The organism is Acinetobacter sp. CWB-G5 (genome assembly GCF_019209785.1).
In the GTDB taxonomy this organism is placed as follows: Bacteria; Pseudomonadota; Gammaproteobacteria; order Pseudomonadales; family Moraxellaceae; genus Acinetobacter; species Acinetobacter johnsonii.
Genome location: NZ_JAHUTF010000001.1, coordinates 617,328 through 632,899, shown reverse-complemented (window position 1 = coordinate 632,899; position 15,572 = coordinate 617,328). Strand labels below are relative to the sequence as shown.

Below are 15,572 nucleotides of genomic sequence, written 5' to 3'. Positions count from 1 at the left end.
AAAAAATGTGCAAGCTTATTTTATTGTGTATTCAACGCTGTAATTTAAAATATGAATATTGAGTAGAAGAAGGGGATTAATCATAGAAAATGTGTATTTTGAGGAAAAGAAATTTAGCGAATAATCATTTTAATTTTCGCAAATATGTTAAATAACATACAGAAAATACTTGTTTTTATACCATTTGACCTATTTTTTAATCACTCGATTGCAAAAAAGAGAAAACAAGCCGAAAAGCGTTTGACAGCCTGTAAAGATTCTCTATAATGCACCTCACAAACGATAAAGACGTTAAGGGCGCTTAGCTCAGTTGGTAGAGCGTCTGCCTTACAAGCAGAATGTCGGCGGTTCGATCCCGTCAGCGCCCACCAAGCCTTTACGTTAAAGATCTTACGTGCAGCGGTAGTTCAGTTGGTTAGAATACCGGCCTGTCACGCCGGGGGTCGCGGGTTCGAGCCCCGTCCGCTGCGCCACTTAAGATTTTTAATATTGTTTGTACCACATTAGTGACTTTGTGTAAGTGCAGCGGTAGTTCAGTTGGTTAGAATACCGGCCTGTCACGCCGGGGGTCGCGGGTTCGAGCCCCGTCCGCTGCGCCATTTATACAAAATCCTTAATGAGGGCGCTTAGCTCAGTTGGTAGAGCGTCTGCCTTACAAGCAGAATGTCGGCGGTTCGATCCCGTCAGCGCCCACCAGATTTTTTGCGATGCAGCGGTAGTTCAGTTGGTTAGAATACCGGCCTGTCACGCCGGGGGTCGCGGGTTCGAGCCCCGTCCGCTGCGCCATTCAAAGAATCGATTAAATTTAAGTTCCTGAGCTTAAGTTTAAAAACTAAGACTGACAATCTTAATCAGGGCGCTTAGCTCAGTTGGTAGAGCGTCTGCCTTACAAGCAGAATGTCGGCGGTTCGATCCCGTCAGCGCCCACCATATTTTACGACGCAGCGGTAGTTCAGTTGGTTAGAATACCGGCCTGTCACGCCGGGGGTCGCGGGTTCGAGCCCCGTCCGCTGCGCCATTTAAAATATAAATTTAAGTCCCTGAGCTTAAATTTGAAAACTAAGACTGACAATCTTAAATCAGGGCGCTTAGCTCAGTTGGTAGAGCGTCTGCCTTACAAGCAGAATGTCGGCGGTTCGATCCCGTCAGCGCCCACCATATTCAAGCTGTAAAGCTTAATGACCCTAATTGCATTCGCAATTACCGTTGCAGCGGTAGTTCAGTTGGTTAGAATACCGGCCTGTCACGCCGGGGGTCGCGGGTTCGAGCCCCGTCCGCTGCGCCATTTTCTAGATCCCTTGTGCTAGTAAATGGAATCAAGTAAGATTTCTTTCTTGCATCATAAAAATAGCGAAGCTATTCTTATTTCTCAAGGGCGCTTAGCTCAGTTGGTAGAGCGTCTGCCTTACAAGCAGAATGTCGGCGGTTCGATCCCGTCAGCGCCCACCATATTCCCTTATCGTAAAAACCTTGCTTATCTCAAGCTGTTTTCATACACTTCTGTGCAATAATAATTTTAAAATATGACAGATTTATGAGAAACCCATATCAACGCAAAGCTGCGTCTAAAAATCAAAATATTGCTTACGATCCTCTTGAAACCTATCGTCTTTTTATCGAAACTATCGTGCATCAAGGCCATGTTATTGCCTTATACCAAGATGGCTGGGCTTTATGTGCTACGCCAACCGGTCAACGTTCCTTTGCGATGTGGCAGAGTAAAGGTTTAGCGCAGCTTTTGGTGAAAGATAATTGGGCAGGCTACGAAATCCAGAGTATTGGTCTTAGCGATTTAGTCGAAAAAGTGATTCCATTCTTACGTTCAGAAAAAACCACGGTTTCGATGAATTTAAGCCCAGAAGGGCAGAATGTCTTGGTTGCACCAGAAAAATTATTATTAGATATCAAAAACTATTTATATCAATTTTCAATGCAGAAGCCTGAATTATTTAAACAATTACAATTACCATCGCCACGGACAATTCGCCTCCATTAATTCAAGATGATCCCATTTTAGTATTCATTGAGTAGCCAACCACTCCAATACGCAAAATATTCACGTAACCATGCATTATAGCGAGTGGCAAGAGGTGTCTGAGCGCTGATCATGATGGGCGTTTGATAACCCTGACGTATGGCTATAGCCCGGCTACGAGGGATATGAAAATCGCTGGTCACAATAGCAATCGGTTGCTGTAGAGAAATATGCTGCTTGGCTAAAATCTTTTTACTATTGATCAAATTTAACTCAGTACTGGTGCTTTGATCTTCGGTGTAAATACGTTGTGCTGGGATATGCTGTACATCAATCAGATACTGCCGCATTGCTTCAGCTTCACTATTTTTTTGCTGAAAGGAGAGGCCGCCACTGACGACCATAATACTGTTGGGATGGTGTTTGGCATAGCTTGCCGCTTGATCTAAACGGCTGGCCAATGTTGGACTCGGTTTGCCATGCTTCAGACCACTCCCAAGAACTACAATAGCGGGTGCAGCATGAGGGGTATTTTGTTGATTTGAAAACCCTAAAAAGACGAAGAAAATGACTAAGCTAAAAACCCAAACAAAGAAAATCGCCCAAGCCCAACGCCATATTGATTGTCTGATTGTAGTGGTTTGAATATAGGCGATAAGTTTAGGATAAGCCAGTGCATAAATGATTAGACCTAGTCCAATCAATAAGGGCAAGAGGGTGCCAAAATTAAAGCGTAGTTGTAAAACAAAATACAAGCCGTCTGCGAACAGTAATGACCCGATAATAAAACTAATGACTCTTTTTGATTTTTGCATATAGGCTTGTGGGTTATCGTTTGCATGATTCTAGCAAATTTACGCATGAAAAAACCGAGCGCTGTGGCTCGGTTTTTTCATTTAGACTTAGTGTTTAGTAAACATCGCGACGATAACGACCTTCTTGACGGAGTTGATCTAATTTTTCTTCGCCTAAGATTTCAATTAGGGCAGCATCGACATCGCTCGCCATACCATTAATGCTACCGCAGACATAAATTACGGCACCATTTTCAACCCATGTTTTAAGCTCAGTGGCTTGTTCACGCAGTTTATGGTGTACATAGACTTTCTCTGCCTGATCTCGCGAGAACGCTAAATCTAAGCGTTGTAGCATGCCTGTGGTTTGCCACGCTTCAATCGTACTTTGATAGAAGAAATCATGTTCACGTTGACGCTCACCAAAGATCAACCAGTTTTGCGTATAGTCTAGGCGGGTACGTGCATGGAGTAGACTCATTAAACCAGCGATACCTGTACCGTTCCCAATACAAATGATAGGACGGTTGTCATTGATCAAATGGAATGATTCATTAGTACGAATACGTAGTGCGATAGGTTGCTGAAGCTCGGCATGTTGGGTTAACCAACCAGAACCTAAGCCCAGTTCACCTGCTGAATCTTGCTGTTGGCGCACGACTAAACGTAACACTTGTTGAGTCGGTACACTTGCAATTGAGTATTCACGTGTAGGTAAAGGGCTCAACTGTTCCAGTAAATGTTCCAAATTGGCAAAAGGCTCAATCTCTGTGTTGAGGTTTTTATCCCAAAGCGCTTGCTCAATGGAAATGGCTAAAGACTCAACGATGCTCTGTGCTGCAATGTGATGCTTCTGCATAAAGGCTTGGATACGTGCTGTGCTGTTACCTGGTTGAACTTCAGCAATATCACCCGCTTGCCATGTTGCATCGAAGTTGGTTTTTAGCTCAATATTATAAGCATGTGCTCCGACACTATTTGGATTGAGTACTTCACGTTGTGCCAAATTCCATTGATCAAAGGTTTTGTCAATGTTCATGGCTTGAAGCTCAAGTTTGGTTGCAGAGGCAAGAGCACTGTTCCAACGTTGAATATCATTGTTATCTGCGTTGTTGACTTCAATGGTTGCAAACAAAGCATGTGCGCCATTGGCTTTTAACCAACTATCAATGCGATGTCCAAAACTACAATAGGAATCAGGATATTCTTGAGAGCCTAAAGCCAAAACGGCATAGTGAAGGTGTGACAAATCCAAAGTTGTATTTAAAAATTTCTTTTCAAAACTACTGGCTAAGTCAGGTGCTTCACCCGTGCCATAAGTACTTGCAACAAAAAGCACTTGCTCAGCAGCTTTTAAGTCATCCTGTGTTAAGTGTTGCACAGCTTTAACGCTTACAGGTTGTCTTGCTTCTTGTAAGCTGGTTGCAGTACGCCAAGCAATTTGTTCAGAAACACCCGTTTGAGTTGCATAGGCAATGAGCCATGGTTTCGCATGTGGATCAACTGGAACATTCAACGCTCCACCACGGGCTTGCTGGGTGAGTTTCTTTTGCTTACGGCGTTTGAGATACAGCATCCAACCCGTTACAAAGAACAGTGGCATCATCAGTGATGCAAACATGGCAAAGAATTGATAAATTGGGCCAAAGAAGCTACCACGGTGCACAGGAAGCATACTGCTCATGATTTTTTCATTCAGCTTCTTCTGCTCATACAACTCCATTTTTTCAATTTGTGAAGTTTGATAATTGAAGACCGCTGAGTTTCTCGCCCGCTCATGCTGTGGAATTGCATCTACAAATGAAAGCTCAAGTGTACCGTCAGGCTTTTTCGGAATATTTAGGGTCAGGGTTGAATAGTCTCGACCAACTTGTGCGTTAAATCCTGTCCATGTTTGGGTTAAAGCAATTTGCACTTGTTCAGGAGATAAGCCTTTACGCTCGCCATGTTGTTCGCCTTGCCCACGTTCGCCACGTGCAGCGTGCTCACCTTGTGGCCCGCCACGACCTTGCTCACGTGATTCTCCACCACGAGCACCAGCCTGTTCGCCACGTGGGCCTTGAGCTGCACCAGTATTTGGACGGGGTCCTTCTTGCATTTGTGCTTGTGGGCGTTCAACGCCGAGGACTTTAAACATGCCATCGCGCCACCAATCATAAGACCAGTACAGTCCTGTACAGGCCAAGATCAGATAAAAGATCACCACCCAAGTACCAACAACAGCATGCAAATCCCAAATGAAGTTGCGTCCTTTCAATTTAGGTTTAATAAAAAACCATTGTTTGATGGAATGACGTTTGGGCCAACGTAAGTACAGGCCACTCAATACAAAGAAAATAAGCATGAGGGTACAAGCGCCAGTAATTTGTTTACCGACAGGACCAACAGTTAAATTACGGTGCAGCTGTTGAATAAAGTTAAAAAACTCACGGCCTTTAACTTCGGGTAAGACTTCAGCAGTATACGGGTTCACCATCATGTTATAACCACGACGTGCGCCTTCTTTCTCGATATTGACCGTACTTGAAGTGGTTGACTCTTGAGCAATCGTAATACTATTGATTTTGATGGCAGGATCTTGTTTTTGGAAATGTAGATACAGCTCAGCAGGGGTTAATTTATTGTTTTGTGTTGCTTGAACGGTATAGCTATCTGGGTTCATCCATTTTAAGATTTGTTGTTCATAAGAATAGATGGCCCCTGTGACGCCCATAAGCGACAGGATAAGACCCGCAGTGATTCCCAAAAACCAATGCACTTGGAAAAATGTTTTTTTAAACATGGCGATACTTAATGGTGAGCGATTTGTTGTGCGGAAATTATACCTGAAGATTGAGAAGATAATATGGATTTAGAAATTAATATTTATTCTCATTATCATTTGTATTCGAGGGTTTGGGATATAAAAAAACCTCCAAAAGTTGGAGGTTTTTTACAGAGGAGAAAGCAGGACTTAAAGTGGCTGTGCTTCACCAACTGTTTCTTTTAAATGTTTACGAATCGTATTAAACGAGAAGTTTTTGCTATCCATGCGTTTTGGCAGAATGTATGCACCTTCTTGGCCTTTCACTTTGAATTTAATCAACAAAAACTCAGGTGTGTTGTACCATTCGTAGATGTCTTTCCAACCGATTGCACCGACACCTTCTTGCATGCCCATTTGCTGGCGCATAATCAGACCGTGAGGTTGTACACCTAAACGAATGCCTTTAATTTCCTGAACTGGAAACTCATTCATTTTGCGCTTCACATACCATTCTAAACCGAATTTACGGACTAAAAGGTAAACCACGACGCAGGCGATTGCGACCCAACAAAAGATGGTTGAATAATTTTTGAGTAAAATTAGGCCAAGAATCGAAAGGGCTGTAACGACAGCCATGATGATCCAAGCTTTAATGCTAATTTTGTTTGTGCTACGCCAAATTTTTAATTGAGCATCGCGTTGTTCAGCTTCAGTGATTTCATAGGTCACAGGCTGTAAAGTATAAGCGTATAAATTTTTCGCGGTCATAGTGAAAGTAACAGATTTAAAACTGCAAAAAGTTTAGCATCATTTAGAGCATTTCAGTGAGTATATTGTTCCAAAATCACCCAAATTATAATGAAGCCAGTTCTGTGGCCTCATGATCCCGTTCGTGGCTTAAACTTTGCTTCAAACGACTGAACTGATTCAAGATGCTAAACATCAACGAAAGCTGTTGTAAAATAATCAATGCCTTCTGATCTTCCTCATTATTTTGGCTTAAACGCTGACGAATGGTCTGTAGCATATTCTGGGCAGTTAAATCAGGCATTTCATCCCGCAGGAGCGCACCTTGGATATTGTCAAAAGCGCGATCCATCAATTCTAAAATTTCTGGGTCGTCAATTTTTTCACGATGAGCTCCCAACGCTGCAATATAGCTAATAAAGGTATGATTGAGGCACAAGAACTCAAACGCCAAGCTCTTTTGCGTTGGGTCAAAGTCGGGCTCGGTGGCTAAAGTGGAAATGAGTGAAGCAACTTCGGCATCAGTATTGTGTGCCGCACGACGGACCACACGATAATTCAGGCCATTGTTGCGTCCAGACTTATACTGTTCAATTACCTCAGCTAAATAATCACATTGAGCGGAAAGCGAACGATAAATTGTGCGGGGTAGGCGACGGAACTTCCAGTCAGGGAAAATGAAACTTACACCTAACCATGCCAGTCCACAGCCAATTAAGGTATCCATCATGCGCGGAAGGGCAGCTTCGTATCCCATACCATCTAAGTTGAAATTAATCAGCGCCAAAATAGTGATGAAAGCGGTGGCTTGAGCGTATTGTTTACTGCGAAGCTCAAAGAAAAGTACCCCGCTGATGACCAATACGAGAAGTTGTCCTTCAATCGAAGGTACAAAGTACAATACGGCATACCCTAAAATGATTCCGACCAACGTCCCTACGATACGTAAACGTAAACGACGTTTGGTTGCGTTGAAATTGGGCTGACTGACAAATAGCGCTGTAAGTAGAATCCAGTACCCATATTCAATGTTGGTGACTTGAACAAAGATATATCCAACTAATAGCACGATAGACAGACGAATCGCGTGTCTAAATAAAACCGACTCGGGGGTCAGATGTTGTTTAATCCGAATTTTAATGTCATCCCAGCCTTTTAGGTCATCATCTTTGAGCTGGCTTTCGATATGCTTAGCTTTATCGAGTTTAATATTGCGTTCAGTTTCTAAGTTACGTAGCTGTGCATCAATCGATTTTAAGTTTTGATACAGTGAAAACAGAGCATTGACCCAAATTTGGTCATATTGTTGTTCGTCTCTGAGCTTTTCTAATGATAAACGGAGGTTTTCAAAAGCATGTTTAAAGCGTTTATTATGGGTGTAGGTTTGACGGTTTAAAATGCTGCTGCTTAAGTCCTTACAGGCTTTGGCTTGTATAGATAAAATTCGTTGAAAGCGGAATAAGATATCGCTGTGTTGAAAAATTTTCGCCAGTTTTTGATAGTCAATATGTGCTGAATCTGCACGTTCATGAATATCTTGCGCCACAAAATAATATTGCAGACTGCGACGTGTATCTCGTTGTCCACGGTCACCTTTTAAACGAGTGAGTAGGGCGGTTTTCATGTCGTTGAAAATTGCAATTAATTTACCATTTTCCAACGACAGTTCAATCATGCTCTGTTGATAGCTGTTAGCTGTCATATCAACATCAAACAGGTTGGATTTGGCAAACAGAAAATCGGCGAGTGAGGAATAACACTTCGATAGATTGTCTTGTACTTGACGAACGGGAAAGAGCAGAAAACTGATGGTTGAAATAACGCTATACCAAATTGCCCCAATCACCAGCAGAGACGGTTGTGTATACCAGTTGTCAAAAAGTCCGACACCGAGCATGGAGTAAACGGAAACCACTAAGCAACCATAGGAAATCGTGGCATAACGACGTCCCAGTGAGCCCAGTAAAATCAGACCAATACACGAAACGATTAGACCCAGTGCGAATAAAATTGGATGCGGAAATAAAAAGTAAATCGACGTTGCAGTAATGAAAAAGCCAATATAGGTAAAAATTAAATTCATGATTCGCACGGAAAAGCGGTCATCAATATCACTTAAACCCGCAGCAACTGCGCCGAGTGTCAGCGGAATAGTTGCCAGTTGAAAACCCATGAGATATGGAACAAAAGCAGTCCCTGCAAAAGTAATGACCATGCGGAGGTTATACATGAAGGTTGTATTATAAGTAGCCTGTTTTAGACTGGTCAGCCATGCTTTCAAAGGGCACCTTTGTTTGTCGCTTAGGGTTGGACAATTTTCAAATATGAGAATATGTGAAATTTCACCTGCTCTGCTATAAATCATACTATGGAGCGTGTAAACTTGTCTGCAAACTCTCCTTCCAAAACATAAATTAATCCTATGTCGACTACACAGGAAAAAGCGGTCTATTCCAACGCTTGGATTCTCTTACTTGCTTCACTGACTGCACTCGGTCCACTGTCTATTGATATGTATTTGCCCGCTTTGCCACAAATGGCGAATGACTTTGGGGTAAGCACACAAATGGTGGCCAACAGCTTACCTGCGTACTTCTTAGGCTTGGCTATTGGACAACTGATTTATGGGCCGGTAAGTGATCGAATTGGGCGGAAAAAACCGCTGTATTTTGGCCTAAGTCTCTACATTATTGCCAGTTTACTGTGTGTGTTTGCAAACAGTGAGTGGAGTCTCATTGCGGCTCGGGTTTTACAAGCCTTAGGCGGTTGTGTGGGCGTGGTGATTGCCCGTGCTGCGATTCGTGACCGTTTAGATATGCAAGCCTCAGCCCAAGCATTTGCCAGTATGATGATCGTGACCACCATCGCGCCGATTATTGCACCGAGTTTAGGCGCGCTGGTACTGAGTTTCAGTAGTTGGCATAGTATTTTCGCCTTTTTGATGGTCGTTGGCTTGGGAAGCCTGTGCTGCGTACATTTTTTCTTTGAGGAAACTCTAGATCCGAAGCGCCGTTTAAAGCTTAACTTTAATCAAGTTTTAAACCTTTATGGCGCGATTTTGCAAGATTCGAGCTTTAGACGCCCGATGTTTGTTGGATGCTTTGCTGGGGCTGTACTCTTTTGCTATATCAGTGCTTCTGCTGCCATTCTGATGGATGGTTACGGCTTAAGTCAGCAAGTTTTTGCCTATGCCTTTGGTGCCAATGCGCTTGGGATTATGCTGTTCTCAACCTTAAATAAGCGCTTGGCACAAAAGTTAAGTGTTTTTCAGCGCTTAAAATTAGGCAGTTTTTTGCAGTTGGCTGGTGTGGGGCTGCTGTTGGTAGCGGGTAGCATGACGCATGCACCGTTATATATCGTTTGCGCAGGGATGTTTTTCGCTGTCGCAGCAATCGGTTTTACAGGGCCAAATGCCATGGCGATTGCAATGTCTGAGCAGGGTGCACGTGCAGGAACAGCCAGTGCGATTATGGGCAGTATGCAATTTGGTTGTGGTCTACTTTGTGGTGTGATTCTTAATTTTCTACTCTGGTCGGCACTTTTGAATATGGCCATTGTCATGGCTATTTTTGTGGCTTTGGCTTTGTATTATGTGTTTAAGCTTGAGCACGGAAAAGCCTAAAAATTGAAGTTGTGACTATATAAAAAAGAGACTCATTTTAGTCTCTTTTGTTATTTAAATGAATGCTTTAAATCTCACTCATTGTTTAAGAATACTGCAAAATCTTCAACTGGTACGCCATGTGTTATAAAGCGATTGACGATCTGCTCAGGATCCGCATAACCCAGTGCCATGCCGCAGACGAGTTCAGCATCTTGTACATTGATAGCATAAAAGTGATTCCATACGGCTCGTGACAAGAGTCTGAACCTTGTGCTTTGACTGAAGTCATGACATTTCTCATCATGGCAGTATCCATTTTCGCGCAGATGTTTAAGGCTTGATTGACTGCGAAGAATAGTCCGACAGGTGCATCAAAAAATTGGTCATTACGTGGTTGCTGCTGTGCGATTTTCACCTTTTTGAATATTAAGCAAGCCATATAAGCCCCAACCATTTTCACGGTGGCGTTCAATAAAAGGCGAAATTCATTTTTCTGGATAATATGCAAAAGCTTCTTGGTATAGTGAGGATTTTTTTGGATGTTGAAATCATTCAAATTGAACATAACAGACCTACTCAAGCATTTCGTCACGCTTTTTTCCTATGAGCACATCTTTTTGCCCTAACCGTGTATTCATGCTTGGGGATATTTTATTCATCATGCTCAATAATAGTCTGAATAGTTAGGATTTTTTGGTGCAAAGGTGTGATTTTGACCCATCATTGGGCATAGATGGCTATCTATTAGACTAAGACTTTAGTTATAAGAAAAAAATATAGATCTCAAATAAAACTCAGTCTATATTTAAGAAAATATGAAGAATTGTTACTTAATTATTGCAAAAGTCTGTCTAAATTGTAATTTGATGCTTCAAAGCCAATCGCGAATAACATCAATTATCGTTCAAAATTGCTGGCATTAGACTTTAGTGGCAAGAGTAATAAAAGGTCATATCTTAAAACATCGAAATGTGCGATTTTTCATCTTTATAAGATTACTTTGCATATGAAAAGACCAAAACGGAGTGGTCTTTTGTGCAAAAAATTTTACTGAAATGGAATTTTTGATTCACAATTAACAATGTAATAAAGGAAGTTTGTGTATGCGTTTAGCCCTCAATAAAAAGCCATTTATCGCTCAAAGCCTAGCACTTAGTGTGGCTGCTCTGATGATGACAACAACTCATGCTGCAACCAAAGAACAACAAGAACTCGCTCAGTTGCGTGCCGAAGTTGCAGAGCTAAAAGCATTGATGCAACAACAGCAACAAGTTCAACAACAGCAAGCAGTTCAGATTCAACAAGTGAAAGCACAGCCAGCTCCTGTAAAAGCTGAATCTTCACTATCTTCGTTCAAATCTAAGTCTGGCGCAGACATTAACCTATATGGTTTTGTTCGTGGCGATGCAAACTACATTATTGAAGGTGCGGATGACGACTTCAACAAAGTTTCAAGCTCAAATGGCCAAACTAAAGACAAACTTCGTGCAACAGCGAAAACTACGCGTTTAGGTTTAGATTTTAATACCAATGTGGCTGGCGACAACAAACTTGGCGGTAAAGTAGAAGTAGACTTTGCTGGAACGAATGAAGCACTGCGTATTCGTCATGCGTATTTGACTTATAACAATTGGTTGTTTGGTCAAACCACTTCTAACTTCCTGTCAAACCACGCACCAGAAATGATTGACTTCGGCACGAACGTGGGTGGCGGTACAACTCGTATTCCACAAGTACGTTATGGCTTTAATTTGGCACCTGCAACGAAATTATTCATTGCTGCGGAAGAAGGTAATAGTTCTGCTACAGAGCGTAATGCAGCTAATACTGAAAACGTTGCTTCAGATGTGAAATATAGCTTACCTGTATTAACTGCGAAATTAACGCAAGGTTTTGCAGATGGTAAAGCAAATGCATCTGTTCGTGGTTTGGTAGAGCAATACAAATCTGAAGCAGCTGGTGATGATAAAACAGGTTGGGGTATTGCTGCTGGTGTAAATTATCAAGTGATTGATCCGTTAAAACTCAGTGCTGATGTGTCTTATGTACAGGGCAATAGCAACTACTTATACGGAAGCAACACTGCATTTTATGTAGATAATGCGAATGGCAAGATCGAGCAAAATGAGGCATTTGGCGTACAAGTCGGTGGTACGTATAAATTCAACGAAAAATTACGTTCGACTTTAGCGTATGGTGCACTCTTTGCGGATGATGGTACTGATTACGCACGTTTAAACACAGCTGCAAATGAAGAAGTTTACCAAGCATGGATTAACTTCATTTATTCACCAGTTAAGCCATTGGACTTAGGTGTTGAATATATCAATGGTAAACGTGATACCTTTGCTGGGGATAGCTACAAAGACAACCGTGTTGGCTTAATGGCGAAATACAGCTTCTAATCATGTGATGAAATAGTTGCGGTTTTAAAAACAGGAGCTTTAGGCTCCTGTTTTGTTTTAGTCGACAAATTTATACAGACTAAATACATTCTGAATATAGACTTAAGTATTAGGTCAGAAAAGAATAAGTGAAATAGTTGGAAATTATTGTAAAAAAATAAAGATTATCTATAAAAAATCTGCATAATGTCGGTCTTTCGCCCATATTGTACTTTTATTGGTTGTTTTTGAGCCAATATGGGGCGGTTTTGTGATTTTTTTCAAAAAACCGTATCTGTGTCCAAACATTATTGGGCATTACGTTATTTCAGTTTACTCATCGTGTAGAACTGAACATGTTATGCATCAGATCGCTTAGTTTGTTACCAATTTACCCGTTGCCTGAATTTCCATACGCAAGACTGAGTTTGTCTCAGATTTACGAAATATCTCTTGAAGTATCAATGGATTCGGTGGCTTATTAGCCAGATAACAAAATCTAAGCATCCGCTTTATGGACAATTGTCATGGAATTTACTTTTAACGCTTTTTATACCTTGATTGCTGCTGTCATCGTTTTGTTACTTGGCCGCTTCTTGGTAAATAAAATTGGTTTCTTGAAACGCTACAACATTCCTGAGCCTGTCGCAGGTGGTTTAGTTGCAGCGATTATCTCCTTGGTTGTGCATAGTCTTTGGGGCTATAGCATCACGACCAGTAGCGAATTGCAAACAAGTTTTATGCTGATTTTCTTCGCCTCAATTGGTTTAAGTGCAAACTTTGCCAAATTGCGCGAAGGCGGAATTGGTCTGGTTATTTTCTTGATGGCTGTCGCATCATTTATTGTGGTGCAAAACTTTGTCGGCATTAGCCTTGCAACTTTATTGGGTATTGACCCACTTATTGGTTTGATTGCAGGTTCAATTACCTTAACTGGTGGTCATGGTACTGCGGGTGCTTGGGGTGAAATTTTAGAAGTTAAACATGGTATCCAAGGTGCATTAGCTTTGGGTATGGCGAGTGCGACATTTGGTTTGATTATTGGTGGTTTGATTGGTGGCCCTTTAGCGAAGTTACTCATTAACCGCTATCAATTGGCGACGCCACGTACCAATGAACAAATTGAAAAGAGTGATAACACGCCACTGACTGATATTAATTCAACAGAATATGTACCGTTTGAATATCCACATCGTGTGCGTTTAATCACTGCGGATAATGCGATTACCACATTAGGTTTGTTTGCAGGCTGTTTGGCTTTTGCTGACTTTATGACCGGCCATATGAAAGGCACAATGCTTGAGTTACCGACTTTTGTTTGGGCGCTTGCAGGTGGTGTGATTTTACGTAATGTGTTGGAAGGTATTTTCAAAGTTCAAATCTTTGACCGTGCGATTGATGTATTTGGTAATGCATCATTGTCGTTGTACCTTGCGATGGCTTTGCTTTCATTGAAATTATGGCAATTGGCTGACCTTGCTGGTCCGCTTGTGGTGATTTTAGGTGCACAAACGATTACGATGGGCTTATATGCTGCATTTGTGACATTCCGTGTGATGGGTAAAAACTACGATGCTGCGGTGTTATCTGCGGGTCACTGTGGATTTGGTATGGGTGCAACCCCGACTGCGGTTGCAAACATGCAGGCGATTACCAACATGTATGGTCCTTCGCACAAGGCATTCTTGATTGTGCCTTTATGTGGCGCATTCTTTGTAGACTTGATTAACGTGGCTGTCATTCAGTCTATTTTGCAATATTTTAACTAATTAGAAATGCAATTTGCCCTAGGAAACTAGGGCTTTTTTGCTTTCAGGTCTCTCACAATAATTAGGATATCGAGATGAATGATCAATTAAATGAAACATTACTCGGGTGGGTGAATACACTGAATGGACCTCTGTGGGACTTTTTGGTGATTTTCCTTGTTGCGGTCGGTGTGTTTTACACGCTAATTACGGGTGCAGTACAGGTTCGCTTATTTTTGCACAGCATCAAGGTCATGAAATCAAGCCGTAAGGAATGTGATGATGATCATGGCATTACACCTTTTCAGGCTTTTGTCACTGGGCTTGCAAGTCGTGTAGGGGTAGGTAATGTTGCGGGCGTTGCGATCGCAATTGCGATTGGTGGACCGGGTGCAGTATTTTGGATGTGGGTCACTGCATTTTTAGGCATGAGTTCGGCTTTTGTTGAGTCATCTCTTGCACAGTTGTTCAAGGTGCGTGACCAAGAAAATAAACAGTTCCGTGGTGGACCTGCCTACTATATTACCCAAGGCCTGAAACAAAAATGGTTGGGGGTAGTCTTTGCCGTTGCCCTCATTTCAACCTATGGTTTCGTGTTTAATGCAGTACAAGCCAATGCAATTACAGGTGCGACAGCACATGCATGGGGATGGGATAAAGCCAATCTGGCATTTGAACTCGGCGGCATTCATATTGTGGTGTCTTGGGTTGGACTAGCTTTAGTCTTGCTGACCGCGATGATTATCTTTGGCGGAATCAAACGTATTGCCAAAGTCGCAGAAAGTTTTGTGCCATTGATGGCCTTGTTGTATTTGGCTGTTGCTTTATATATCGCCGTAATCAATTACGCTATTTTACCTGATATCTTCCAACTCATTTTCTCTAAAGCTTTTGAGTTTGAAGCTGCTGCGGGCGGTTTCTTTGGTGCGATGGTTTCTATGGCAATGATGATGGGGATTAAACGTGGTTTATTCTCTAATGAAGCAGGTATGGGTTCAGCACCGAATGCGGCAGCTGCATCGGATGTAAAGCACCCTGTAAACCAAGGTTTGGTACAAATGCTCGGTGTATTTGTGGATACCTTCGTGGTGTGTTCATGTACAGCGATTATTATTTTGGCCTCAGGACTTTATCATGATGCGGGCTTTGAAGGCGTAGCGCTCACCCAAATGGCTTTAGAGAGCCAAATTGGTTCTTGGGGTGATGACTTCCTTGCAACGATTTTGTTCATGTTCGCCTTTTCATCAGTCATTGGTAACTATGCCTATGCGGAAGGGAATGTGCAATTTATCAATAACAATGCCAAGGTGATGTTCGTCTTCCGTATCTTTGTTTTGATTATGGTGTATCTCGGTTCAGTGATGAGTGTGCCTCTCATTTGGAACACTGCGGATTTGTTCATGGGCATTATGGCCACCATTAACTTGTTTGCTATTTTGCTGTTAACACCATTCTTATTGATGTTGTTAAAAGACTATTTGGCACAGCTGAAACAAGGGGTGAAAGAGCCAGTGTTTAAATTGGATAACCATCCTAAATTTAAAGACAAAGTGAAATCAGACATTTGGTAATTA

10 protein-coding genes and 10 tRNA genes are annotated in these 15,572 nt (G+C 42.0%); 15 read left to right on the top strand and 5 right to left on the bottom strand.

Annotated features, from left to right (window positions below):
- Positions 1–295: 295 nt before the first annotated feature.
- From KVY11_RS03105 to KVY11_RS03055, 11 genes are all read left to right on the top strand, one after another.
- Positions 296–371: transfer RNA gene (locus KVY11_RS03105), tRNA-Val, on the top strand.
- 25 nt (positions 372–396) lie between these two features.
- Positions 397–473, top strand: a tRNA-Asp gene (locus tag KVY11_RS03100).
- 49 nt (positions 474–522) lie between these two features.
- Positions 523–599: transfer RNA gene (locus tag KVY11_RS03095), tRNA-Asp, on the top strand.
- Positions 600–620: 21 nt separating this feature from the next.
- Positions 621–696: transfer RNA gene (locus KVY11_RS03090), tRNA-Val, on the top strand.
- A gap of 13 nt (positions 697–709) precedes the next feature.
- Positions 710–786 (top strand) — tRNA-Asp (locus tag KVY11_RS03085).
- Between the two features lie 68 nt (positions 787–854).
- Positions 855–930: transfer RNA gene (locus KVY11_RS03080), tRNA-Val, on the top strand.
- Positions 931–941: 11 nt separating this feature from the next.
- Positions 942–1,018, top strand: a tRNA-Asp gene (locus tag KVY11_RS03075).
- A 64-nt stretch (positions 1,019–1,082) separates the two neighbouring features.
- Positions 1,083–1,158: transfer RNA gene (locus tag KVY11_RS03070), tRNA-Val, on the top strand.
- Between the two features lie 50 nt (positions 1,159–1,208).
- Positions 1,209–1,285: transfer RNA gene (locus KVY11_RS03065), tRNA-Asp, on the top strand.
- 88 nt (positions 1,286–1,373) lie between these two features.
- Positions 1,374–1,449 (top strand) — tRNA-Val (locus KVY11_RS03060).
- An 85-nt stretch (positions 1,450–1,534) separates the two neighbouring features.
- Positions 1,535–1,996 carry a DUF2750 domain-containing protein gene (locus KVY11_RS03055; RefSeq protein ID WP_218288066.1) on the top strand — a complete coding sequence of 154 codons (462 nt, stop codon included), beginning with the start codon at positions 1,535–1,537 and terminating at the stop codon, positions 1,994–1,996.
- 17 nt (positions 1,997–2,013) lie between these two features.
- On the opposite strand, the gene KVY11_RS03050 is transcribed toward KVY11_RS03055, so the two are convergent.
- From KVY11_RS03050 to yccS, 4 genes are all read right to left on the bottom strand, one after another.
- Positions 2,014–2,790: a YdcF family protein gene (locus KVY11_RS03050; protein ID WP_218288065.1), complete on the bottom strand. Its 777-nt coding sequence runs from the start codon at positions 2,788–2,790 to the stop codon at positions 2,014–2,016.
- Between the two features lie 94 nt (positions 2,791–2,884).
- Positions 2,885–5,551 (bottom strand): sulfite reductase flavoprotein subunit alpha, encoded by a 2,667-nt coding sequence (locus KVY11_RS03045; protein WP_218288064.1) that lies wholly within the window; start codon positions 5,549–5,551, stop codon positions 2,885–2,887.
- 171 nt (positions 5,552–5,722) lie between these two features.
- Positions 5,723–6,283, bottom strand: a complete 561-nt coding sequence (locus tag KVY11_RS03040) for a YcxB family protein (protein ID WP_125280405.1) — start codon at positions 6,281–6,283, stop codon at positions 5,723–5,725.
- Between the two features lie 85 nt (positions 6,284–6,368).
- Positions 6,369–8,543, bottom strand: coding sequence for a YccS family putative transporter (yccS, locus tag KVY11_RS03035; protein ID WP_218288063.1), 2,175 nt, complete (start codon positions 8,541–8,543; stop codon positions 6,369–6,371).
- Between the two features lie 141 nt (positions 8,544–8,684).
- On the opposite strand from yccS, the gene KVY11_RS03030 reads away from it, so the two are divergent.
- Positions 8,685–9,884 (top strand): multidrug effflux MFS transporter, encoded by a 1,200-nt coding sequence (locus KVY11_RS03030; protein ID WP_218288062.1) that lies wholly within the window; start codon positions 8,685–8,687, stop codon positions 9,882–9,884.
- A gap of 124 nt (positions 9,885–10,008) precedes the next feature.
- On the opposite strand, the gene KVY11_RS16695 is transcribed toward KVY11_RS03030, so the two are convergent.
- On the bottom strand, positions 10,009–10,305 hold the full coding sequence (locus tag KVY11_RS16695) for a hypothetical protein (protein ID WP_371315910.1): 297 nt from the start codon (positions 10,303–10,305) through the stop codon (positions 10,009–10,011).
- Between the two features lie 664 nt (positions 10,306–10,969).
- Here KVY11_RS16695 and KVY11_RS03020 point away from each other — a divergent pair.
- The 3 genes from KVY11_RS03020 to KVY11_RS03010 all read left to right on the top strand — a co-directional run bounded on the left by KVY11_RS03020 (position 10,970) and on the right by KVY11_RS03010 (position 15,569).
- Positions 10,970–12,271 carry a DcaP family trimeric outer membrane transporter gene (locus KVY11_RS03020; protein ID WP_218288061.1) on the top strand — a complete coding sequence of 434 codons (1,302 nt, stop codon included), beginning with the start codon at positions 10,970–10,972 and terminating at the stop codon, positions 12,269–12,271.
- A 506-nt stretch (positions 12,272–12,777) separates the two neighbouring features.
- Positions 12,778–14,019 carry a sodium/glutamate symporter gene (gltS, locus tag KVY11_RS03015; protein ID WP_058869175.1) on the top strand — a complete coding sequence of 414 codons (1,242 nt, stop codon included), beginning with the start codon at positions 12,778–12,780 and terminating at the stop codon, positions 14,017–14,019.
- Positions 14,020–14,093: 74 nt separating this feature from the next.
- Positions 14,094–15,569, top strand: a complete 1,476-nt coding sequence (locus tag KVY11_RS03010) for a sodium:alanine symporter family protein (RefSeq protein WP_218288060.1) — start codon at positions 14,094–14,096, stop codon at positions 15,567–15,569.
- The last annotated feature ends 3 nt before the right edge of the window (positions 15,570–15,572 follow it).